Annotated in this window: 24 protein-coding genes; 1 reads left to right on the top strand and 23 read right to left on the bottom strand. The window is 70.9% G+C overall.

The annotated features are described in order from the left end of the window. Position 1: 1 nt before the first annotated feature. From ACIF8S_RS11105 to ACIF8S_RS11065, 9 genes are all read right to left on the bottom strand, one after another. On the bottom strand, positions 2–700 hold the full coding sequence (locus tag ACIF8S_RS11105) for a transglycosylase SLT domain-containing protein (RefSeq protein ID WP_399998742.1): 699 nt from the start codon (positions 698–700) through the stop codon (positions 2–4). 420 nt (positions 701–1,120) lie between these two features. Beyond that, positions 1,121–2,446, bottom strand: coding sequence for a PhoH family protein (locus ACIF8S_RS11100; RefSeq protein ID WP_024886683.1), 1,326 nt, complete (start codon positions 2,444–2,446; stop codon positions 1,121–1,123). 335 nt (positions 2,447–2,781) lie between these two features. After that, positions 2,782–3,555, bottom strand: coding sequence for an isoprenyl transferase (locus ACIF8S_RS11095; RefSeq protein ID WP_399998740.1), 774 nt, complete (start codon positions 3,553–3,555; stop codon positions 2,782–2,784). A 758-nt stretch (positions 3,556–4,313) separates the two neighbouring features. Continuing rightward, positions 4,314–5,165 (bottom strand): class I SAM-dependent methyltransferase, encoded by an 852-nt coding sequence (locus ACIF8S_RS11090; RefSeq protein WP_399998738.1) that lies wholly within the window; start codon positions 5,163–5,165, stop codon positions 4,314–4,316. Between the two features lie 138 nt (positions 5,166–5,303). Then, positions 5,304–6,179, bottom strand: coding sequence for an LLM class flavin-dependent oxidoreductase (locus tag ACIF8S_RS11085; RefSeq protein WP_399998737.1), 876 nt, complete (start codon positions 6,177–6,179; stop codon positions 5,304–5,306). 63 nt (positions 6,180–6,242) lie between these two features. Next, positions 6,243–7,274 carry a hypothetical protein gene (locus ACIF8S_RS11080; RefSeq protein WP_399998736.1) on the bottom strand — a complete coding sequence of 344 codons (1,032 nt, stop codon included), beginning with the start codon at positions 7,272–7,274 and terminating at the stop codon, positions 6,243–6,245. Continuing rightward, positions 7,262–7,918 (bottom strand): hypothetical protein, encoded by a 657-nt coding sequence (locus ACIF8S_RS11075; protein ID WP_399998735.1) that lies wholly within the window; start codon positions 7,916–7,918, stop codon positions 7,262–7,264. Before ACIF8S_RS11075 ends, ACIF8S_RS11080 begins: the two co-directional genes overlap by 13 nt. Before the next feature lie 129 nt (positions 7,919–8,047). After that, positions 8,048–8,683, bottom strand: coding sequence for a hypothetical protein (locus ACIF8S_RS11070; protein WP_399998734.1), 636 nt, complete (start codon positions 8,681–8,683; stop codon positions 8,048–8,050). A gap of 46 nt (positions 8,684–8,729) precedes the next feature. Continuing rightward, complete coding sequence (locus ACIF8S_RS11065; protein ID WP_399998733.1) at positions 8,730–9,359, bottom strand: hypothetical protein; 630 nt, start codon at positions 9,357–9,359, stop codon at positions 8,730–8,732. 123 nt (positions 9,360–9,482) lie between these two features. On the opposite strand from ACIF8S_RS11065, the gene ACIF8S_RS11060 reads away from it, so the two are divergent. Continuing rightward, positions 9,483–9,860 (top strand): DUF192 domain-containing protein, encoded by a 378-nt coding sequence (locus tag ACIF8S_RS11060; protein WP_399998731.1) that lies wholly within the window; start codon positions 9,483–9,485, stop codon positions 9,858–9,860. A gap of 3 nt (positions 9,861–9,863) precedes the next feature. On the opposite strand, the gene ACIF8S_RS11055 is transcribed toward ACIF8S_RS11060, so the two are convergent. The 14 genes from ACIF8S_RS11055 to ACIF8S_RS10990 form a co-directional block, all read right to left on the bottom strand. Next, positions 9,864–10,478 (bottom strand): OmpA family protein, encoded by a 615-nt coding sequence (locus ACIF8S_RS11055; RefSeq protein ID WP_145827140.1) that lies wholly within the window; start codon positions 10,476–10,478, stop codon positions 9,864–9,866. A gap of 8 nt (positions 10,479–10,486) precedes the next feature. Next, the gene (locus tag ACIF8S_RS11050) at positions 10,487–11,071 is read right to left on the bottom strand and encodes a hypothetical protein (RefSeq protein WP_399998729.1); all 585 of its coding nucleotides are present in this window, start codon (positions 11,069–11,071) and stop codon (positions 10,487–10,489) included. A 33-nt stretch (positions 11,072–11,104) separates the two neighbouring features. Then, the gene (locus ACIF8S_RS11045; RefSeq protein WP_399999014.1) at positions 11,105–11,719 is read right to left on the bottom strand and encodes a pilus assembly protein TadG-related protein; all 615 of its coding nucleotides are present in this window, start codon (positions 11,717–11,719) and stop codon (positions 11,105–11,107) included. After that, positions 11,716–11,913 carry a hypothetical protein gene (locus tag ACIF8S_RS11040; RefSeq protein ID WP_349798058.1) on the bottom strand — a complete coding sequence of 66 codons (198 nt, stop codon included), beginning with the start codon at positions 11,911–11,913 and terminating at the stop codon, positions 11,716–11,718. Before ACIF8S_RS11040 ends, ACIF8S_RS11045 begins: the two co-directional genes overlap by 4 nt. A gap of 141 nt (positions 11,914–12,054) precedes the next feature. Further along, entirely contained in the window at positions 12,055–12,855 is an 801-nt protein-coding gene (locus ACIF8S_RS11035) for a response regulator (protein ID WP_399998728.1), read from the bottom strand. Beyond that, complete coding sequence (locus tag ACIF8S_RS11030) at positions 12,845–14,149, bottom strand: sensor histidine kinase (protein WP_399998726.1); 1,305 nt, start codon at positions 14,147–14,149, stop codon at positions 12,845–12,847. Before ACIF8S_RS11030 ends, ACIF8S_RS11035 begins: the two co-directional genes overlap by 11 nt. 227 nt (positions 14,150–14,376) lie before the next feature. Then, positions 14,377–15,264: a DUF5936 domain-containing protein gene (locus tag ACIF8S_RS11025; RefSeq protein WP_145827136.1), complete on the bottom strand. Its 888-nt coding sequence runs from the start codon at positions 15,262–15,264 to the stop codon at positions 14,377–14,379. 20 nt (positions 15,265–15,284) lie between these two features. Then, a complete protein-coding gene (locus tag ACIF8S_RS11020) occupies positions 15,285–16,229 on the bottom strand; it encodes a type II secretion system F family protein (protein ID WP_399998725.1) in 945 nt (314 codons plus the stop codon). 11 nt (positions 16,230–16,240) lie between these two features. Then, positions 16,241–17,578: a CpaF family protein gene (locus ACIF8S_RS11015; RefSeq protein WP_399998723.1), complete on the bottom strand. Its 1,338-nt coding sequence runs from the start codon at positions 17,576–17,578 to the stop codon at positions 16,241–16,243. A gap of 97 nt (positions 17,579–17,675) precedes the next feature. Continuing rightward, entirely contained in the window at positions 17,676–18,059 is a 384-nt protein-coding gene (locus tag ACIF8S_RS11010; protein WP_399998721.1) for a TadE/TadG family type IV pilus assembly protein, read from the bottom strand. 1 nt (position 18,060) lies between these two features. After that, positions 18,061–18,390 carry a pilus assembly protein gene (locus ACIF8S_RS11005; protein ID WP_399998720.1) on the bottom strand — a complete coding sequence of 110 codons (330 nt, stop codon included), beginning with the start codon at positions 18,388–18,390 and terminating at the stop codon, positions 18,061–18,063. Positions 18,391–18,599: 209 nt separating this feature from the next. Further along, positions 18,600–19,853: a CpaE family protein gene (locus ACIF8S_RS11000; RefSeq protein WP_399998719.1), complete on the bottom strand. Its 1,254-nt coding sequence runs from the start codon at positions 19,851–19,853 to the stop codon at positions 18,600–18,602. Positions 19,854–19,862: 9 nt separating this feature from the next. Continuing rightward, positions 19,863–20,570 carry a Flp pilus assembly protein CpaB gene (cpaB, locus tag ACIF8S_RS10995; RefSeq protein ID WP_399998718.1) on the bottom strand — a complete coding sequence of 236 codons (708 nt, stop codon included), beginning with the start codon at positions 20,568–20,570 and terminating at the stop codon, positions 19,863–19,865. A 70-nt stretch (positions 20,571–20,640) separates the two neighbouring features. Further along, on the bottom strand, positions 20,641–21,474 hold the full coding sequence (locus ACIF8S_RS10990; protein ID WP_349798457.1) for a hypothetical protein: 834 nt from the start codon (positions 21,472–21,474) through the stop codon (positions 20,641–20,643). Positions 21,475–21,725: the final 251 nt, after the last annotated feature.

The following is a 21,725-nucleotide window of genomic DNA, read 5'->3' as shown; positions in this document are numbered from 1 at the left end:
CCTAGTACCAGTTGTTGGCCTGCCAGAACTCCCAGGCGCCGCACGGGCTGCCGTAGCGGCTGTCCATGTAGTTGAGGCCCCACTTGATCTGGGTGGCCGGGTTGGTCTGCCAGTCGGCGCCGGCGGAGGCCATCTTGGAGCCCGGCAGGGCCTGCACCAGGCCGTAGGCGCCGGAGGAGGGGTTGGAGGCCGTGTAGTTCCAGCTGGACTCGTGGTCCACGATGTTGCTGAAGCACTGGAACTGGTCGGCCGGCACCATCTGGCGGGCGATGGCCTGGACCTCGGAGACCGAGTAGGAGGCCTGGACCGCGAAGGAGGACGCGTCCCGGGAGGCGGAACGGCTGGCGGCCTTCTCGGCCTCCTCGCGTTCCTTGGCCTCCTGTGCGGCCTTCTCGGCTTCCTTCTTCTTCGCGATCGCGGTGTCGGCGGCGGCCTTGCGGGCTGCCTCCTCCGCGTCCTTCTTGGCGGTCGCGTCCGCGGCGATGGCCATCGTTTCGGCCTGCTGCGTCAGCGACGCGGTCTGCACCTGCGCCTGCTGCCCTGCGGGGATGTCCGCGAGCAGCGTGGTGCCGGCTGCCGTCGCTTCGGCGTCGTTGTTCTGCGCTGCGGTGCTGCCCGAGGCAACGCCGACGACGCTTCCGACGGCGGTGACCGCCGTGGCCGAGGCCACTGCGAATCCCCGGACCGAGATCCGGCTCACACGGTTTCCTTCCAGCATCGCCCGCTTCGGTGACCCTCGCGGACGCAATCGTGCCCCTGACACTGGCCTCCCCAACTACGGGTCACGGGAGGCACGGGCCCGGTGGGCAACTCCTTCGACAGGAGTGCCGCGTGGTGCTCGGGCGGCATACGACGACGCTATGGAGTTGGAACGGTGTTCTCGTGTGGTTCTGCACCGCTGGGGGTGCAGCTGTGTCGTATGCGGGGCCTGACAGGAGTGAGACTCTGCCGTAACCGGGCGGCGCAAGGCAATTCCCTGTTGCGTGTGAAAGCTCACATGCAGTTTGCCCCTGGGGATTCCCGGAAAGCCACACACGCGCCGACGCCGCCCGGCTAGGCTCTTGGCCTTTTCCGGACGGCGCCAACTACTGCGTAACCGGCCCGCGTTGGGACGCGAAGGTCAGATGTGACCGTCTTCGAGCATTTCGGTCACAAGGGCCGCGATCTGGGACCTCTCGGACCGGTTCAGGGTCACATGGGCGAACAGCGGATGCCCCTTCAACTTCTCGACGACGGCGACCACACCGTCGTACCGGCCGACCCTCAGATTGTCCCGCTGCGCCACGTCGTGCGTCAGGACGACCCGGGAATTGGCCCCGATCCGGGACAGAACGGTCAACAGGACGTTCCGCTCGAGGGACTGGGCCTCGTCCACGATGACGAACGCGTCGTGCAGCGAGCGGCCCCGGATGTGGGTGAGCGGCAGCACCTCCAGCATGCCGCGCGCCGTGACCTCCTCGATGACCTCCCGGCTGGTGACCGCCGACAGCGTGTCGAACACGGCCTGGGCCCAGGGGCTCATCTTCTCCGCCTCGGAACCGGGCAGATAACCGAGCTCCTGCCCGCCCACCGCGTACAGCGGACGGAAGACCATCACCTTCTGGTGCTGCCGGCGCTCGAGCACGGCCTCCAGGCCCGCGCACAGCGCGAGCGCGGACTTGCCGGTGCCGGCCCGGCCACCCATGGACACGATCCCGACGTCCGGGTCGAGCAGCAGGTCGAGCGCGATCCGCTGCTCGGCGCTGCGGCCCTTGACGCCGAACGCCTCCCGGTCGCCGCGCACCAGGCGGACGTTGCCCTCGGCGGTGACCCGGCCGAGCGCCTTGCCGCGCTCGGACTGGATGGTCAGGCCGGTGTGCACGGGCAGCTCGGCCGCCTCGGGCACGTACACGTGTCCTTCCTCGAAGAGGACGTCCACCTGCTCGCCTGGCAGGGTCAGTTCGGACATCCCGGTCCAGCCGGAGGTGTCCGTGATGGCGAGCTCCGCACGGTACTCCTCGGCGAGGAGACCGACGGAGGACGCCTTGATCCTGAGCGGGAGGTCCTTCGACACGACGGTGACGTCGAACCCCTCGGCCTGCAGGTTCCGGGCGACCGCGAGGATGCGGGAGTCGTTGTCCCCCAGGCGGTAGCCGCTGGGCAGCACGCTGGGGTCCGAGTGGTTGAGCTCGACCCGCAGGGTTCCGCCGAGGTCCCCGGTCGGAATGGGGGCGTCGAGGCGGCCGTACCGCACCCGGTAGTCGTCCAGCAGGCGCAGTGCCTGCCGGGCGAAGTAGCCGAGCTCGGGATGGTTCCGCTTGGCCTCCAGCTCCGTCACCACGACGACGGGGAGCACGACCTCGTGCTCGTCGAAGCGGCTCGGGGCATGGGGGTCGGCCAGCAGGACGCTGGTGTCGAGAACGTAGGTGCGCCGGTCGGGCTTGTGGCGCTTTGCGCTGGTCACCACGGAAGGACGAACCCCCTCGGATGAGGTCGGGGAGCGACGAGGCGGAGCTGGACCGGTCGACGGCCGCCTTGCACGGCGGGCCGAGAACCGGCCCTCCGCCGCTTCTTCCGTGCCGTGACCGCACGGGCGGGCTGGTGCAAAGGGCCTCCCGGGCGGACGGCTCCCATGCCGTCCGCTGAGATCCGACACCCGTGGTTCGGGCGTCGGCCTGACTCAGTTATGCCCTCGAACGTGCGCCGCCATGCCACGGACCGTCACGGCGCGCCGGTGAACGAGGCGTGACACGCGGTGACGCAGGGGTGGAGCGGGAGTGGTGTGGGGCCGGACGCGGGTGTTCAGCCGCCGTAGCGCCGGTGGCGGGCGGCGTAGTCACGCAGCGCGCGCAAGAAGTCCACCTTGCGGAAGGCCGGCCAGAAGACGTCGCAGAAGTAGTACTCCGAGTGGGCGGTCTGCCACAGCATGAATCCGGACAGCCGCTGCTCGCCGCTGGTGCGGATGACGAGGTCCGGGTCGGGCTGGGCCTTGGTGTAGAGGTGACGTCCGATCATGTCGACGTCCACGGACTCGGCGAGCTCGTCCATCGCGACGCCCTGGTCGTGGGCGTCGAGCAGCATGGAACGCACGGCGTCGGCGATCTCCTGGCGACCGCCGTACCCGATGGCCACGTTGACCACTATGCCGTCGACGTGCGCGGTGGCCGCCTCGGCCTCCTTCAGGACCGTCTGCATCCCGGAGGGCAGCAGGTCGAGGGTGCCGACGTGGTGGACCCGCCAGCGTCCGTCGGCGGCGAGGGTGCGCACCACGTCCTCGATGATGCCGAAGAGCGGGACGAGCTCGTCCTTGGGCCGGTCGAAGTTGTCCGTCGACAGCAGCCACAGGGTGACCACTTCGACGTCCGTCTCGGAGCACCAGCCGAGGAACTCCCCGATCTTGTCGGCGCCGGCCCGGTGTCCGTGCACGGTGCTGGAACCCGCGGCCTTCGCCCAGCGGCGGTTGCCATCCATGATGACGCCGATGTGCTTGGGCACCTGAGCGGTGTCCAGGTGGCCTTCCACCCGGCGTGCGTACAGCCTGACCAGCAGGCTCCGCAGCTTGTCGCGCAGGTTCACGTGATCGTCAGCCCCTCCGTGCGGATCGGACAGGCACGGCACCCCGCCGCGTCGCGCGGCAAGCGGCCCGGTCTCGGCCGCGGGCGGTCCCTGCCCGGATGGCGGTCCCCGAAGGCGAAGCGTACCCCCGCCGGGGCGGGGGTCCCCAACGTCCGGGGTGACCCGGATTTGTCAGCTGTACTGCGGCGGCACGCCGTTTGGGGAGTGCCGCCGAACCCACTGCTTCGCGGTGTTCTGGCGGAGCAGGGCATCCGGAGGCGTCGCGGACGGGGGCGGACCGGCGCGGAAACCCGGGCACAGAAAACGGGCCGGTCCGTGGGGGGGAGACGGACCGGCCCGAGGGGGGGTTTCCACCATAACCCTTCGTGAGTGATGCCGCGTGCATCGGCGCGGCACAACTACTCTCCGAAACCGTCCGGCGACGCCCGGAAGGCCCCGGAGGGGCCGATTCACCGGCTTTCGATGGCCGGAACCCAGCGAAATCGCGCGAAAAACGTGCGTTGAGGGGACTCTGTGCACGGTGTGACACCAACCCTGCACCATTCCGGCCACTCTTTCGGCCGTCCCCCCGACGGGTGACCCCCGGGGTGGCTCAGGCTTGACCTGCCGACCCGGCCGAGGGAGTCGATGGGCACCGCGCAGCCCCCTCCACTGCGCGGTGACCTCGCCGCGCAGCTTTGCTCGCGCGAATCAACTTGGTCCGAACCTAAGTGATCCGCTGCCGTGGAGGCCAGGCTCGTCCCATAACGATGCGGAAACTACCGGCGTGGGGTGTGGTGGACGGCGGAGCCGGTCCGGCGGGCCTCGACGAGGTGCCGCGTGCTGTGGGCGACGAAGGGCCCCTCGGCCTCGATCCGCTCGTGCAGCGCCCGCAGCCGGGACCGGTGGGCCTCGACGGTGAAGCCGGGGACCATCCAGATCACCTTGCGCAGGAAGTGGACCACCGCGGCGACGTCGTGGAACTCCATGCGCAGCCGCTCGGCCCGCAGGTCGACGATCTCCAGCCCGGCCGCCTCGGCCGCCCGCCGCTCACGGTCGGGGTGCCGCGCCTGCCGTCGTTCCGGCGGCTGCGGTCCGAGGAAGTACTCGACGACCTCATAGGCGCTGTCGGGTCCGACGTGCTGGGCGAAGTAGGTGCCGCCGGGCCTGAGGACGCGGGCGATCTCGCTCCAGTGCGGCTTCACGGGGTGCCGGCTGACGACGAGCGCGAAGGACCCGTCGGCGAAGGGCAGCGGCGCGTCCTCGGCCGCCGCGACGACGGTGGCGCCGCGGGGCCGCAGCAGGGCGGCGGCCCTGCGGACGTTGGGCGGCCAGCCCTCGGTGGCGACGACGAGCGGGGGCCGGCGGGATGCCAGGGCGAGGGCGAAGTCGAGGACCTCCCCTCCCCCGGTCTGGACGTCGAGCACGGGCCCGTCCGCCATGCCCAGCCGGCCGGCCTTCAGGGTCGCGTACCCCCAGGAAGGCCGGGCCTCGGTGGCGCGCCCCTCGAACCACGAGAAGTCCCACCCCTCGGTGGGCACGGAGGCGCCTTCGGCGAGGAGTTCGTCGAAGGCACGGCTCGGGGGTTGGGGCCGGCAAGGCGTCTGGGGACGGGGACGGGGACGGGTCATGCGGCGAGGATGCCCGAGCGTCGGTCGGTCCGTCGCGGGGTTTTCCGCCCGGCGGCCGTGGGGCCGGGCGCGCGGGGCGACCGTGGGGTCGGGCGCGCTGGGCGGCCGTTCCTTCATGCGCGCTCGGCGGCCGAGGGTTCACGTGAGGAGAGGCCCTACCTCCTCGCCGGCGAAGCGGACGAAGCCCTCCGGGTCGGGCTCGTCGCCGGTGGGCTGGAGGACGACCGTGTCGGCGCCGGCCTCGGCCAGCCGCCGCACGGCGTCGGCGACTGCGCGGGCGTCCCCGGCGACCCCGAGGCCGTCGTCCGCGCCGTGGCCCTCGGCGACCAGCTCGGCCCGCAGCCGCTCGCGCGCCCCGTCCCCGGTCGCGGTCAGCAGATAGACGACGACCCGGTGGTCCGCGCCGTCACGCCCCGCCGCGACACGCCCCTCCTCGATGAGCCGGCGCGCCTGCCGCACACCGTCGGCCGAGGTGTCGGCGGTGAGGATGGTGCCGTCGGCGGCCTCACCGGTCAGCCGTACGGTCCGGGGCCCCATGCCGCCGGCCAGGACGTCGACGGGACCGGGCGGGGGCCAGTCGAGGGCGACGTCGTCGAGGGTGACGTACCGGCCCTTGGTGGTGACCCGTTCCCCGGCCAACAGGGCGCGCAGCGCGAGGAGATGCTCACGGAGCAGGGTGAGGGGCGATTCGGCCCGCGCCCCGACCTGTCCCATCCAGTCCTGCACGCCGTGCCCGACGCCGAGGATCACGCGGCCGGGGAACATCCGGTGCAGGGAGGCGGCCTCCATGGCGGTGACGGCGACGTTCCGCAGGGGCACGGGAAGCAGACCGATGCCGACGCGGACGCGTTCGCTCCACGCGAGGGCGGCCGCACCGGTGGAGATGCCGCCCTCCCGGAAACAGTCCTCCCACAGCCAGAGCTCCTCGAGTCCGGCCGCGTCGGCCGCCCGCACGACGGAGCGGAGCCGCTCGGGGGCGAGCTGGGGCCGGAACACAGCGCCGAGTGTCGTCATGGGGCTGTACCTACCCACACGCGTCCGCCCCGGCACACCCTTGCCGGGGCGAACGGGTACGTCCTAACGGTTGACGGCCTGGATCTCCTGGACGACAACGTCCTGCGTCGCTCCGAACTCACCTTCGGGCAGGTCGCCGCCCGCGCCGCCGGAGCCGGTCCAGTGGATCTCCCACGTGACCGTCGCCTGCAGCGGGAAGGTGCCGTCGCCGGAGGAACGGAGGTACTTCACTCCGCACGGCGGCGTCCGGTTCGCCTTGCCCGCCGCGTAGGGCTCGCCGATATGGCCGTTGTCGATCTCGCAGACACCGGAGGCGGGGTACGTCTCGGCGTCCGGGGTGCCTGGTTCGATCTTCAGCGAGACCGGTTCGGCCGTGGCGGTCGCCTCGATGCCGATCGCCGGTACGGACGCGGTCACCGAGACCGGCTGGAACTGCGCGCCGTCCAGCCACGACCAGGTCGGCAGGTTCACCTTGGTCGCCTGGGCGGGAGCGAGCGTGACCTCGGTGCCGGGGACACGGATCTCCGCGTAGGCGAGCTGGGCGAGGATCTCCGGGGTGACGGCGTTCTCGATGTTCGCGGGCGGGGCGTCACCCTCGTCCACCCAGAAGTAGTCCTCGTCGCAGGAGTCCCAGCCGGGCGGGTAGCTCCTGTCGACGTAGGCGTCCCACCAGTAGCCCTCGCCGGACTTGTGCTTGTTGAAGTCCTTCTCGGGGTCGTCCGGGTTCGTGTACTTCTTGCGCTGCTCGGCGTCCCACTCGTGACCCGTCGACCCGGCCTCCCAGATCGGCTCCAGGTAGTTCTGCAGCTGCTCCGGGGTGTACTTGGGGGCGTACCAGCAGGGGGGCGGCGACCACGAGGTGGTCGAGGTGAGGCCGCCGACCTTGCCGCCCTTGCCGTTCTTCGAGTGATCGAAGACGACACCACCGGCGGTGACGGAAAGATTCCCGTCACCGTCGAGGTTGGCGTCTTGTTCAGTTTCGCCGTGGCTTCCGTGCTTGTCCCGTTCGGCGAAGGCTGCCTGGGCGGTGAAGAGGGAGGCGCAGACGACCGCCAGAATCGTCGTCACCCTGCCCGCATTCCTTACGGCTGACACTCCTTGGCCCCCCTCTTCGAAACAATGTCGGTGGTCTGCCAGACGCCCTGCGCGTTTCTGGTGAGCGCCGCGTTGTAGAGCACGTAGCTGTTCGAGGTCGCCGGTGACTTGTCGACCTTCCCGGTCTTCTTGTTCTTGATGTACGACTTGCTCTCATCCGAGCAATAAGTGACGTACGCCTTCTTGGCGCCGTTCAGTGTCGCCTTACGGTCGAAGTACCGCGTCTCGCCAGTCCAGGTGTCGTTGGCGTCGATGTAGCGCTGCACGTAGGTGATGGCCGAGCTCAACGACTTGTCGGCGTGGTAGAAGCCGAGCGCCTCCGTGCCCGTGCTGCCCTTGAAGATGGCTTCGTCGACCGCGTCGATGCTCGCGGCGCTGTCGGCGAGAACCTCGTCCTTCGTCGGGTCGCCCGTTTCCCCGCCCTCGAAGACGTTCTTCGCGTCGGCCGGGAAGGTGATCTTCGGGCGTCCGTCGGAAGCGGACTCACTCGGTGTCGGCAAGGCCGACTTCTTTTCGCCGGTGTCGGATCCCGCGATCTTGTCGTTGTCCTTCGCGGGGGAGTCGTCGTTTCCGCACGCGGACAGCGTCAACGCCGCGGTGGCGGTCAGCGCGAGCGCTGCGAGCAGGGTGGGACGGCGGTTCACAGTCGGCTCCCGGTGGGGCGAGGCGTCACATCAGCGCGCCAACGCTATCCATCGCGCCCAGTGCGGCACCAGAGCGGATGGGGCAACTGCAACACAGCTAATACCGAACTGGGACGCAGGCGCTCTACATCACGGCCGGCACCTGTCGCTTCCTCGCTGCGATGTCAGTCGCTCCGTGACCCACACCCCGGTCGCGTTCTTGCGCAGTGTGCTGGCGTAGACGACATAGGAGTCCTTGGTCACCGAAGTGACATCCGTCTTGCCGGTCTCGAGGAACTTGTTGAAAGCCTTACTTTGGTCCTCGCAATACACCAGAGCGGCCGTTCCGTCCTCATGGACCGTCACGCTCGCGTCGTAGAAGCGGGTCACACCCGTCGTACGGGCCTTGTGATCGACGAATTCCTGGATGTACCGCTGACTTCCCGCGGCGGCTGTCCCCTCGAAGTAGAAGCGGTAGGCCTCGTGGAGCGGGTCCTGCTCCGCGATGGCCATGTCCACCGCCTTGATCCGCTGCTCGGCGTCGTTGAGCACGGCGTCCTTGACCGGGTCGTCCGTGCTGCCCCAGTCGAAGACGTAGGTGACGTCGGAGGGCAGCTCGACCACCGGGCGGCCGCTCGTGGCGGAAGCGGAGGGCGACGGCGTCTGGACTTCGGACGCCTCACCGCTGCCCTCAGCGGGCGCGTCGGAGTCGTCGCTGCCGCACGCGGTGAGTGACAGGGCTACGGTCAGGGTCAGGACTGTCAGGAGGGCGGGACGGCGGTTCAAGGAGACTCCCGGTGGGGCGAGGCGTCGGTGTGGCGGGGCAGGTTCTCTACGGCCGGCATTCGGTCGCCCCGCGTGTGGAAATGATCTGAGACGTCTGCCAGATGCCTTCGTCGTTCATGTCGAGCGTGGTGTCGTACAGCACGTAACTGTTCGCGGTGACCGGTGTCTTGTGGATCTCGCCGGTCTTCTTGTCCTTGCTGAAGCCCTTGCTCTCGTCCGCGCAGAAGACCAGGGCGGCGGAGTTCTCGTCCCGAAGGGTCACCTCCCGGTCGTAGTAGCGGGCCTCGCCCGTCAGGGTGGCCCCTGCCCTCTCGAACTGGGTAACCCAGTCCTGAGCGGCCTTCAGGGCCTTGCCCGTGTTGTAGAAGGCGAGCGCCTTCTTCTCGGGATCGGTCCCCGTGATCGCGGCGTCGACCGCCCGCATGCGTTCCGCGCTGTCCGCGAGAACGGCTTCCTTGACGGGGTCTCCGGTCGCAGCGCCCTCGAACGTCAGCTTCAGATCCGCCGGCAGCTCGATGTCGGGGCGGTCCGCCCCCGTGGCAGCGGACTCGGCCGGGGACGCCGACTTCAGGCGTCCGGTGTCGGTGGTGCCTACGGCCTTGTCCTCACCCTGGGACGGATTGTCGTCCTCGCTTCCGCACGCGGACAGCGTCAACGCAGCAGTGGCAGTCAGCACGAGCGCTGCGAGCAAGGTGGGACGGGGGTTCACGGGCGGCTCCCGGTGGGGCGGGGGTTCACATCGGCTCGCCCACGTTATCCATTGGGGCGTACGTTCGTGGGGGCGATGGAAGGGTGGCCGATGGCGGCACGGTGGAGCGACGGGTTCGGCGAGCTGGTCGTGCGGGCGCGGGACGGTGGCATGAGGGCGCGTGTCCCACTGGAGATCGCGACCTCTTACCGCGCCCGCACCAAAGGGCTGCTCGGCCGGGACTCCCTGGACGGCGCCCTGCTGCTCTCCCCCGCCAACAGCATCCACACCTTCCGTATGCGCATGCCCATCGACGTCGCCTATCTGGACCGCCGTCTCCGGGTCATCTCCGTGCGCACCATGCCCCCCGGACGGCTGGGGCGGCCACGCCTCCGGGCCCGCCATGTGGTCGAGGCCGGGGCGGGGACCATGGAGGGGTGGGGACTCAAGGCCGGAGCGGTGGTGGAAGTGATGCGAGGAGAGGACTGACCTTCAGTTCTCTCCTCGCGGGAAGGAGATCTCCACCCTTCGGTTCTTCTTGCGGCCGGCCTCCGTCGAGTTGTCGGCGATCGGGTAGTCCTCTCCGTAGCCGCGCACCTCGTACGTGAGGTTCGCGTCGCTCAGCTCCTGGACGAGGATGCCGTGGACGGCGTTGGCCCGCTTGCGGGAGAGGACGTCACCGTGGGCGGACGAGCCGAGGTTGTCCGTGAAGCCGAAGACGCGGATACGGGTCGCGTTCTGGACCTTGATCTCCTCCGCGATGTCGGCGATGCGAGCCCTCGCCTGTGCGCCGATCTTGGCGCTGTCCTTGCCGAAGAGGACCTCCGCCTGGAGGGCGAACTTCACGTCCGTGTTGGTGTCCTCGCGGCGTTCGTCACCGCTCTGGTCCTCCACGACGGACTTGATGTCGAGGACTTTGGGTTCGGCGAGCGTGGCCCCGTCCGGGAGCTTCAGGTCGGGGTCGTTCGCGTCCAGTTCCACGGGCGCGGAGGCGCTGGCTTCCGTGCCGGGCGGAACGCTCGGGCCGTCGTCGGCGTGGGCCACGGCCGGGCCTGTGGCCAGGAGCGTGGCGAGGGTGCCGATGAGGAGGAGGCGTGTGTGTGTCATCCTCTGCCTCACCCAGAGATCTGGATGGTGCCGCTGGCGAACGACGGCAACTGGAAGGTGACCTCGGACGTGTCCGCCGGTGGAGCGGGGAACTGCATGAACACGGGAATCGACTCACCGGCCTTGAGCCGCGGCATGTTCGTCGTGGTCAGTGGACGCCCTTCGGTGTCCCGCAGAACGTAGTACCGCTTCTTGCTCGCACTGTCGACGAGCGTGGCGCCGCCGAGCGACGGTCCGTGCCTGAGGATCTCCGTCTCGACCCCTGCGGCCCGGAGCGACACACGCGCGGGCTGGGCACTGTCGTTCTTCAACTCCCCGTTCAACGTAACAAAGCCACCCGCATCTCTCATCGCCGACGTGATCTTGAGAATCAGACCTCCCTCACCGCGGAGTTCCGTCAGAACCTCGTCGGTCCCCTCCTGAGTGCTCGGGCCCGGGCCGCCGTTGCCCTTCGAGGCAGGGGCCGACGCCTTTGGCTTACCGTCCTCACCGTCGCCGCCTCCACTGCACCCGGTGACGCCGAGGGCAAGTCCGGCGGTAACAACCAGCGCGACGGCCTTTGCCCGGGCCTTCGTTGTGAACCGAACACTCATACCCTGCATCCTCAGTCACTTGTCGTTTGCTTGTCAGTCGGCCAGGTGCACGTCGAAGAGATCTTCGGGCTTGGGCAGCGAATCTTTGGGCGTCTCCGGGTCAAGTTCCCAGTCGAACCCGCCTTCGCAGTTGAGCGTGGGGAGTTCATGCTCCACGTCTGCGTCCTCGTCCGTACCGAGGAGCTGGAAGCTGCAACGCGGCTCGATCACGGCGGTGGCCGTCGCCCTTGACCTCTTAGTCTCGGTGCCAGGCACGATGGAGTCCCCAACCGTCTTGTTCGTCTGCACTTCAACTGTGTGACCGAGGAGCCCGTCCGCGCTGCAGTTCAGTACCGTGGCGTCGTTGTTGGCCGCCAGTTGCTCGGCCCGCCAGCAGGCCGGAGTGAGCCCCTCCGCCATGCCGTCGAAAATCTCATGCCACTTCTCGGGCTCTAGAAGATGTTCTACCCATGCCCCTGAGAGCTGGTCACGCCTCTCCTGCGCAGCAGCGAGCGCCGCCGCGTCGGCGGCGGTCTGGGCACCGTTCCTGTTCGCCGCGGCTTGGCCGACAGCGAGATAGGCGAACGCGAGAAAGAGCAGGCCCCCCACCACCATGATGTAGATGGGGAATGCCTGCCCTGAGTCGGCGGGAAGTCTTCGACGGATCAGCCGACCAGCTCGTCGATCTTGTTCACGATGGCGTCGTAAATCGTCTGCCCGATGCTCGTCCCCGTGATCGCCAGCACGATGGCCACCACCACCGCGATGATGCCCAGGTACTCCACCGCCGTCTGGCCCCGGTCGTCGCGACGGGCCGTGCGGGACTGGAGGTGCCTGACCGTCGTGTTGATCCAGTTGCCCATGGTGTTCCCCTCCGGCGGACGCGGTGGCGGCCCGGGTCATGAGGCCGCCGTCGACGTCGGCACCGTACGGGCCGTCGGCCGGGGTGGTGAAGGGTCCCGGGACCCAATTCCGGGCCCACTTCCGGGCCCACCGCGTGGTCATCACAGGTCACCCCACTCCCGGCCGGAACCCGGTACCTTGCCCAGCCACTTCGCCGTGGCCTCGGAACGGCTCGTGCTGTGCAGCTTGGCGAAGATGCGGTTGATGTGGTTCTTCACCGTCTTCTCGCTGATGAAGCAGGTGGCGGCGATCTGCTGGTTGTTCATGCCGGACGCGATGAGGTCCATGATCTCCGCCTCCCTCCCGCTCAGCCCGTATGCCGACCTGTCAGACACCGACTGTGCCACATCCGGTTGCAGTTGCGAAAGGTTTTCCGTAGAAGTAGGACCTTCCCCGCGCCAACGCCCTTCAGGCGGAGGGCCGGAGGCCGTACTTCCGGGACTCCCCTCCCTCAATTGCGCGAGCAACGCCCCCGCCGCCGTCGGCGTGACATGCGGTCTCCCCCGCCTGGTGTCCCGCACCGCCGTCACCAGTTCGTCCGCCGTGAACTCGCCGTGCACCAGGTAGCCGTTGGCGCCCCGGCGCAGAGCCTCCTGGACGGTCTCCTTCTCCCCGCTGTACGTCAGCATCAGCACCGCGGTGAGCGGCACCAGGTGCGGGAGGGCCGCGATGCCGTCGACCCCCGGCATGCGGACGTCCAGCAGGACCACGTCGGGGCGGTGGGCGCGGGCGGCCTCGTACGCCTCCTTGCCGTCCGCCGCCTCCGCCACCACCGTGAGGTCCTCGCGTCCGTCGAGGAGGGCGGTCAGGCCCGCGCGGACCACGGGGTTGTCGTCGGCCACGACCACGCGGAGGGGGGCGGGGGGCGGCGCCTCCCCGAAGGGGTTCGGCTCACCGGTCATGGTGCACCTCCGTCGGACTCGTCGTCGTCACCGCCGCGAGCGGCAGCTCCAGGCGGACCTCCGTGCCACGGGCGCCCTCGACCCGTCCGAAGTGGATGCGGGCGCCCACCGATGCGGCCCGTTCGGCCATCCCGACCAGGCCGAAGTGGCCGGAGCGGCGCAGGTCCGCGAGGTCGGTGCCGGCGGGCAGGCCCGTGCCGTCGTCGCGGACGCTGACGCGCAGCACGTCGCCGTGGACGCCGGTGTGGACTCCGGCGTGGACGTCGACCCGGGTCGGCCGGGCATGGCGGTGGGCGTTCTCCAGGGCCTCCGAGGTGATGGAGAGCAGCTGACGGGCGACCGCCGGTGGGACGGGCGGGGCGGGCGCCTCACCCGTCCTCGTGTACGTCACCGGCACCTCGCCGCGCGCAGCGAAAAGCCGGACGCAACAGGCGAGTTCACCCAGCACGTCCACCGCTCGCCCCGGATCGCCCTCCCTCCGCAGGTCCGTCAGCAGTTCACGCGACTCGGCGGCGGCCCTGCGGGCGGACCGGGCCACCAGTTCCGCCTGCCGTCTGACCAGGTCCGGGTCCATCCGGGCGGCGCCCGCCGAACAGGCCAGGCCGTCCGCCGCCAGGGCCACCCCGTGCAGCGTCTTGGCCACGGAGTCGTGCATCTCCCGTGCCAGGCGCGCCCGTTCGGCGTCTACCGCCTCGGTGACGGCGAGGCGGGCGCGGACCGCGGCCAGGGCGCGGGTCGCCTCGCCGAGGTGGAGCATCAGCTTGCGCAGGCTGGAGCCGACGGCGCCGGCGATGACGCACAGTCCGGGCAGGATCAGGATCTCGGCGGGCTCCGTGTGCGGCTCGTCCAGCGCCGCGTGGACCAGCAGCAGGATCAGCGCCTGCAGCGACGCGAAGACGGCGGCGCCGCGCCAGCCGTAGATGAGGCCCGCGAGCAGGGGCGTGCAGACGCTGACGTAGGCGAGTGTGGTGTCGGGGCCGGCCGAGATCAGCAGCAGGGCGCCGAAGAGGGTGTCCGCCGCGAGAAGGGTGGGGTGGCGCAGGAGGAGGGGGCCGAAGCGTTCCCAGTCGCGGAAGAGGGCGTACGACACCATGAAGGTGACGACGACCGCGATGCCGACCAGGCGGGTGCCCCAGCCGGGGCCGGCGTTGAGGAGGGCGGAGGGGGCGGCGACGGCGATCATCGCCAGCCGGAAGCCGAACGCCTGCCGGCACAGGGCCTGGAGGGCGTTCACCTGGAGCTGGGTGTCCGGCTCCCGCGGGGCCGGGGCTGCCGGGGGGCCCTCAGCCGCCATGAGCCCCCCGGCCGCCCTATGCCCCTCAGCCGCCGAGAGGTCCTCGGCGGCCGTACGTCCCTCAGCCTCCGTACGGTTCTCACCGCCCCCGCTCCCGTCCCGGGCCGGAGCGGCCGTGAGGCCCTGCGGGGAACGGGCGCAGGCCGAGACCGCCGCCGCCCGCCGCCCGGCCGGCCGGCGGCGTCGCCACGTGCGGTGCCTGATCGTCGTCATCGCGTCCCTCCCCGTCACTCGCCCGTGAGGGAGCCGAAGTCGGTGCCGGAGCCGAGGATCAGGCCCGCGCCGAGCAGGATCATGGTGGCCGGGACCATGAAGGTCGTGATCATCATGGTGGCCTTGGGGACGGCACGGGCCGCCTTGCGGCGGGCGTTCTGCGCGTCCGTGCGGCGCATGTCCTTGGCGAGCGCGACCAGCGTGTCCACGATGGGCGCGCCCAGCTCCTCCCCCTGCTGCAGCGCCGTGACGAACATGGCCACCTGCTCGGAGTCGTTGCGGCGGCGCAGCTCCGCGAAGGCCTGTCTGCGGCTCATCCCCAGGTCCATCTGGCGCAGGGTGATGCGCAGTTCGTCCGCCCAGGGACCCTCGTACCGGGACGAGACGCGGTCCAGGGCCTGCCGGAAGCCGAGGCCGGCGCCGACCACGACCGCGAGCACGTCGAGGAAGTCGGGCAGGGTCCGTTCGATGACGTCCTTGCGGATGCGGATCGCCGACCAGATGCCGACCTCCGTCCAGAACGCGCCGAACGCGAGCAGCAGCAGCGCCACCAGGAGCTGGCCGCGCATCAGGAACACCAGGAAGCCGGTGCCGCCGAGGGCGCCGTAGACGGCGCGGCGGGCGGCGTAGCGGTGGATGGTGAGACCGCCGGGGTTGCCCGCGAGGTCGATCTTGCGGCGGTACTTGGCGACCTGCTTGGGCCCCATGAGGCGCAGTACGGCGGGGGCGTAGCGCATGCCCATGCGGTCGACGAGGGAGTCGACGGCGCCGGTGCGGGTGGAGCCGACCTCCAGGGCCAGCATCAGGTCGCCGGGGAGTTTCGCCTCCGCCCGGTACATGCGGATGCCGGCGAAGATGCCGCACACGGCGAGGGCCATGAGGGCGGCGAGCGCGAGTGCCATGTCGTCGTCTCCTCTCCGGCTCAGACGTCGATGCGGGACAGTCGGCGGATGAGGAGGAAGCCGACGGCGTACAGGCCGAAGGCGACGAGGACCGCGATCTGGCCGCCGGGGGAGCCGGTCATGCGTTCCAGGGCGCCGTCCTTCACGCCGTTCATCAGGAACAGCGAGCCGACGCCGAGGACCGGCACGGCGTACGAGGTCATGCTGACCTGGGAGAGCTGGGTGCGGATCTCGCGCCGGGTCTCCTTGCGCTCCTCCAGCGTCTCGGTGAGGTTGCGCAGCGCGCCCACCACCTGGCCGCCCGCCCGGTTGGCCAGCACCAGCGTGGTGACGAGGACGACCAGCTCGCGGGAGGGCAGGCGGTCGGCGAGCTCGCCGAGGGCGTCGTCCATGGAGGCGCCCATCGCCAGCTGGTTGGCCACCTTGCCCAGTTCCTCGCCGGCCGGGGCCTCCAGTTCCTCCGCCGCGATGCCGACGGCGGTGCGCAGCGCCAGGCCCGCCTGGGTGGCGTTGGCCAGGATGCGGGCGAGCTCGGGCAGCTGGTTGATGAACTTCTCGATGCGCTTCTGCCGCTGCCAGTTGAGGAACTGCACGGCCGCCCACACGCCGAGGAGCCCGGCGATCGGGCCGAAGAAGGGGGCGAGCGCGGCCTGCCCGACCAGCCACAGTCCGGCGACGGTGACGAGCATCGCCACGAAGAACTCGCCGGGGGTGACGTCGAGGCCGGTGGCCACCAGGCGCAGCTCCAGCTTGCGGCCGAGGTGGGTGCGGCGCAGGCGGCGGTCCAGCGTGGGGAAGCGGCGCCGGCGTCCGGCGTCCGGCAGCTGCCCGGTGGCCGTCAGCCGGTCCACCAGAGCCTGCCGCTGCGCCCGGCCGGCCGCGTAGGAGTGCACCCCGACGACTCCGAGGACGCAGGTCAGCAGGGCGACACCGGTGGTCAGCGTGATGAGGTTCTGCAGCTCCATGGGGGCGGTACCTACCTGGCTTCTCGGGTGGCGAGCTGGTCGGCGGTGTGGGCGATGCCGAACGCCTGCGGGACGGGCTGGCCGGCCATGTACAGGCGGTCGGCGGTCCGCCGGGGCAGGGGATGGTGGACGAAGGAACCATGGACGCGGCCGTCGTGGGTCATCGGCAGCGCGTCGAAGCGGGCGACCGTCGCCAGCCGGTACGGCTCCCCGCCGTGGCTCTCCAGCAGGGCGATCTCGGTGATGCGGCGGGCGCCGTCGGCGAAGCGGGTGAGCTGGACGATCACGTCGACGGCGCTGTTGATCTGGTCGTGCAGGGCGACGAAGGGGATCTCCACGTCGGACATGGAGGCGAGGGTCTGCAGCCGGGTCAGGGCGTCCTCGGCGCTGTTGGCGTGGACGGTGGCGAGGGAGCCGTCGTGGCCGGTCGACATCGCCTGGAGCATGTCCAGGGACTCCCCGCCGCGGACCTCGCCGACGACGATGCGGTCGGGCCGCATGCGCAGGGAGTTGCGCACCAGGTCGCGGATGGTGACCCGGCCCTTGCCCTCGACGTTGGGCGGGCGGGACTCCAGGCGGATGACGTGCGGCTGCTGGAGCTGGAGTTCGGCGGAGTCCTCGATGGTGATGATGCGTTCGCCCTCGGGGATCAGTCCGGACAGGGCGTTGAGCAGGGTGGTCTTTCCGGTGCCCGTGGCTCCGGAGACGATGACGTTGAAGCGGGCCTGTACCAGTCCGGCCAGCAGGTACAGCATGGGCTCGTCGAGCGAGCCGAGGCCGATCAGCTCGTGGAGGGTGAAGGAGCGCGGGAAGCGGCGGATGGTGAGGACCGCCCCGGTCAGGGACAGCGGCGGGATGATGACGTTGACGCGCTCACCGGACGGCAGCCGGGCGTCGACCATCGGGTTGGACTCGTCCACGCGCCGGTTGACGGTGGAGACGATGCGCTCGATGGTCTGCATCAGCTGGTCGTCGGAGGCGAAGCGCAGCGGCAGTTGCTCCACCCGGCCGCCGCGCTCGACGAAGATGGCGTCCGGGCCGTTCACCATGATCTCGGTGACGGACGGGTCCTCCAGCAGCGGCTCCAGGATGCCGAGGCCGAGGGCTTCGTCGACGACGCGGCGGATCAGCTGGGAGCGTTCGACCGTCGACAGGACGGGGCCCTCGCGGCTGATGATGTGGCCGAGGACGCGTTCCAGCCGGGCCCGGCGCTCGGCGGGGGCGAGCGCGCTCATCTCCGCGAGGTCGATCTCCTCCAGGAGCTTGGCGCGGTAGGACGCGACGAGGTGGCCGTCCTCGCCCCGCCCGGTCCTCTCCTCGGGGGAGTTGATACGTGCCCGCAGGCTCATGAGTGGCTCGCTCCTCGTCCTCGTCCGGTCCTCGTCCTCGTCCGGTCCTCGTCCGCTCACCGGTCCTCGTCGTGGGCCGTGCCGGCCCGGTGGTGGGTCAGTGGTCGACGGGCATCGTGGCGCTCCTCCCCGCCGTCCCGAAGTCCCAGCCGGGCACGATCGACGGGATGTCGATCCGGGCGGTGACGGTGACCTCGTCGCCGCCCCCCGACGTGCCGCAGGAGGTGCCGCCGGCCAGCCAGGAGCTGACGGCCGCCGCGCAGGCCGCCTGGGCACCCTGGTCCAGGGAGGCACTGCGGGCGCCCGCGCGGGCGGCGGTGCCCGCCTGCTGGGCGGTGTAGGCGATCAGTCCGAGCTGGACGCCGGCCATCGCCACGAGGATCAGGACGGGCAGGAAGCCCAGGTATTCGAGCGCCACCTGTCCGCGGTCGCGGCGGCGGCCGGCCTCGCGTCGGTACGGCACCTCGGGCACCTCGGGCATCTCAGTCCGTCTCCTCCTCGACCGCGCCCGCGTGACCGGTCACGTCGAACGGGAACGACACGGTGCCGGGGAAGAGGACCGGCACCCTGATCCTCACGTCGGCGGTGACCATGCCGCCGCCGGTCGCGCAGGTCACCGTCGCGCCGCTCCCCCAGGCCCCCGACAGCTTGTCCTGCCCGGCCGCCTGGCAGGCGCCCTGGCGTGCGCCGGGGGACGCCGCGGTGCCGGCCCGCGCCGCCTCGTCGGCTGCGTTCCCGGCGAGGGTGAAGGTGTAGCCGACCAGCACGAGCTGCCACAGCACGATCAGCGTCACCAGGATGGTCGGGGTCATGCCGAGGAACTCGACGGTGACCTGCCCCTGGTCACCGGACGGCCGCCTGCGGACGCCGTAGCCGCACGACCGCCCCGGGGCGTCGTGGCCGCACGGCCGACTCGGGACGCCGTGGCCGCATGACCGCCCCTGGACGTCGCACGACCACCCCTGCCCGGTGGCCGCACGCCGCCGACCGGCCCCCGTCGCCCTTGCCCTCCGCTCACCGCTCATCCCGTACCGTCCCGACGTCGCCGGAAGCTCACCGCGCCCCGGTCGCCGCGCGGCCGGCCGCCCTTGTGGCCGCCCTCCGCCGCCCGGACCAGGCCGAGTTCGCCGGCCAGCGCCCACATCGCCTGCTTCACGGTGCTCTTGGCCTCCAGTTCGTGGACGCGTCCGGCGTCCACCACACCCTGGAGCTCCTTGAAGTGGGCGGGGATCGTGGTGGCGGCGACAGGGGTGCCGGTGATCCGGGCGATGAGCGGCGGCTGGATCTCCGTGGACCGGTTGTGCCGGTTGACGACGACCGTGGTCTCCTCCGCCTTGCGGATCTGCAGCCGGTCCCACATCCGCACCGCCCGCTTGGCACCGCGTACGGCGATGACGTCGGGGGTGGTGACCAGCAGGGCCCGGTCGGCCATCTCGACCGCCGCCGCGCCGGCGCCGCCGAGCTGCGCGCCGCAGTCGACGACGACGATCTCGTAGCGGGAGCGCAGGGCGGCGAGGATGTGGCGGGCGGCGCGGTCGGTGACCTCCTCGCCCCGTTCGCCCTCGGCGGGGGCGAGCAGCAGGGCGAGTCCGCTGTCGTGGCGGAAGACGGCGTCGGCGAGGACCCGCGGGGAGATGTCGTTGATCGCGGCGAGGTCGACGACGGACCGGCGGAACTGGACGTCGAGGTAGGAGGCGACGTCGCCGGTCTGCAGGTCCATGTCGACCAGGGCGGTGGTCCGTCCGGACGTCTGGGCGGCGAGCGCCAGCTGGACGGCGGTCAGGGTGGCGCCGACCCCGCCCTTGGCCCCGCTGACGGTGACGACGGTGCCGCCCGCACCGGGGAGCAGGTCGCTTCCGGCGCCCAGGTGGCGCCGTACGCCGGCCGACCACTGGGCGACCGCCGCGACCCGGACGGCGAGTTCCTCGTAGCCGACGGGGAGGGCGACCAGGCCGCGGGCGCCGTGGTCCATGGCGGCCTGGAAGAGGCCGGGGCTCGCGTCGGAGGTGACGAGGATGACGCCCACGGCGGGGAAGCGCAGGGCGACCTCGCGGATCAGTTCCAGCGCCGGGACGGGGCCGATGCGTTCGTGGACGACGACCACCTCGGGCAGTTCGTCGAGGGACTCGGCGGCCAGCCGGGAGAGGGCGTCGACGAGCTGCGTGGAGTCGGTGACCGGGGCGAGCGGCTCGGCGTCGGGGAGCTGGCTGAGCAGGGTGGTCAGGGACCGGACCGCGTCCGCGTCACCGCTTGCCGGGAGGATCCTGGTGGACATGCGGGCCTCTCACTTGTCCTGCGCGAGTTCGTACGTCCGGTCCTTCTCGGGGACGCCGGCGTCGCCCCCGGGGGCGACCAGCGCGAGGCGGACCCGCTGGGCGAAGGACTCGGCGTAGGTGATGCGCTGGGCGTCGAGCGTGGACAGCGCGAAGGTGATCGGGACGGCGTCGGTGGGCTGCCGCCCGCGGTCGCTCTCGTCCGGCTGGAGGGCGGTGAGCCGCCCCACGTCGAGGACCTTGGCGCCCGTGACGATGATCTTCGACTGGTCGGGGTCGCCCTCGCGCCGTCCTTCGAAGGTGGCGTAGACGTTGACCGTGGAGCCCGGGGTGATCTTGCCGGCCACGCCCGTCGCCGCGTCGATCATGATGGCGACCTCCTGCTGCCCGGGCTGCAGGGCCGGCCGGTCCACGATCATGTCGCTCTGCAGCAGGGAGCCCTCGCGCAGGGTCGTCACGGCGATCTTGCCGCGGAGGTCGTCGAGGTCGGTGACGGCGTTGTCCGACAGCCACCGCTCGGGCATCTCGATCCGCTCGAACTGGTCGGCGCCGAGCGTGGTGTAGGGCGCGATGTCGGCCTTCAGGCGGTACGCCGGGACCTCGGGGCCGACCTTGGAGCGCACGTCGTTGATGACGGAGAGCACGCCGGCGAACGCGCCGAGGGCGCACAGGACCGACAGGAGCAGGAGTATCACGCCGCGGCGCTGACGGGAGTTCATGAACCGTGCAACCTCGTTGGGGGGTAGCGGTCGAGCGGGATCGGGCGGGCTCGTGCGGTGGGCGTACGGGTCAGGAGCCCCGGGTGAGGGCCGGTCTGGCCTCGGGGGCGGGCGGGGTGGCCGAACAGAACACGCAGCGGTCGCCGATGACGTCGATGCCGCACCAGTGGCAGGTGCCGCGCCGCACGGACGTGACCAGTTGGTAGAGCACGGACAGGTCGGGCAGGTAGGTGCAGAACTCGACGAGCTTGCCGGTGCCCCACCAGTCGCCCGACTCCGCGGGCAGTGGCGCCTCGCGCAGGCCCTGTACCCGCCAGGCGGGCGCCAGGGTGGTGGTGACCCAGTCGGACTGGAGCTGGCCCCGGGCGACGAGCATCCAGGTGCCGAACTCGGGGCCGTCCAGCGTGGTGTCGGGGCCGAGCCGGACGAGGTGCGGCTGTGGATGGGCGAGGACGGCGAACTGGCTGCCGGGCATCCAGGACTTGGCGTGCTGCTTCAGGTCGACGGGCACCCGGTCGAGGCGGGCGACGGAGCCGAGCAGCGCCCCGGCGTGGAGGTAGTGGGTGAGCAGGCGGCCGGCCGAGGCCAGCACGCCGGGTCCGATGTCGCAGGAGGCGAGCTGGCGTAACTGGCGGGCCAGCACCGCGACGGCGAGCGGCGGCAGGTCGGGGCGGAAGAGGGCTATCCGGTCGCTCTCCAGCAGGGAGCGCAGGGTGTGCAGCCGCCGCAGGACGGCGGTCGGGGTGGCCTTGGAGCACACGACGACGACATGGCCGTACTGCTCGACGGTCAGCTGCAGCTCGGCCAGCACCTGGTCGAGCGGGCGGGTGTCGACGTCCCGCAGCACCACGGCGGGCAGGGTCCGTTCGTCCTGCGCCGGCAGCGCCATGTCGGCGCCGGTCACGGCAATGGCAGTTGGCACGCGCGGCTCCCCGTTCTCCCCATGCCCGTCGGTCCACCGGGCGTTACTCCGATGCACCCTGGTGACTTCACTGCGTGACTACCTCAGCACTGTATCCACGGGTCCGTGACCGGAGAACAGCCTTTGAGCAGCCGAACAGCAACTCCTGGTACACAAGGTGCGCCAAAACGGGGCAGGTCGATCATCTCGCCGGTCTCGATCCGGCACCGACGGTGTGGGTCCTGTGCACCGGC

It is taken from the genome of Streptomyces sp. NPDC085937, from assembly GCF_044540535.1.
GTDB lineage: Bacteria > Actinomycetota > Actinomycetes > Streptomycetales > Streptomycetaceae > Streptomyces.
Note: the sequence above shows the minus strand (reverse complement) of the source record. Positions and strands in the feature narration are given on the sequence as shown.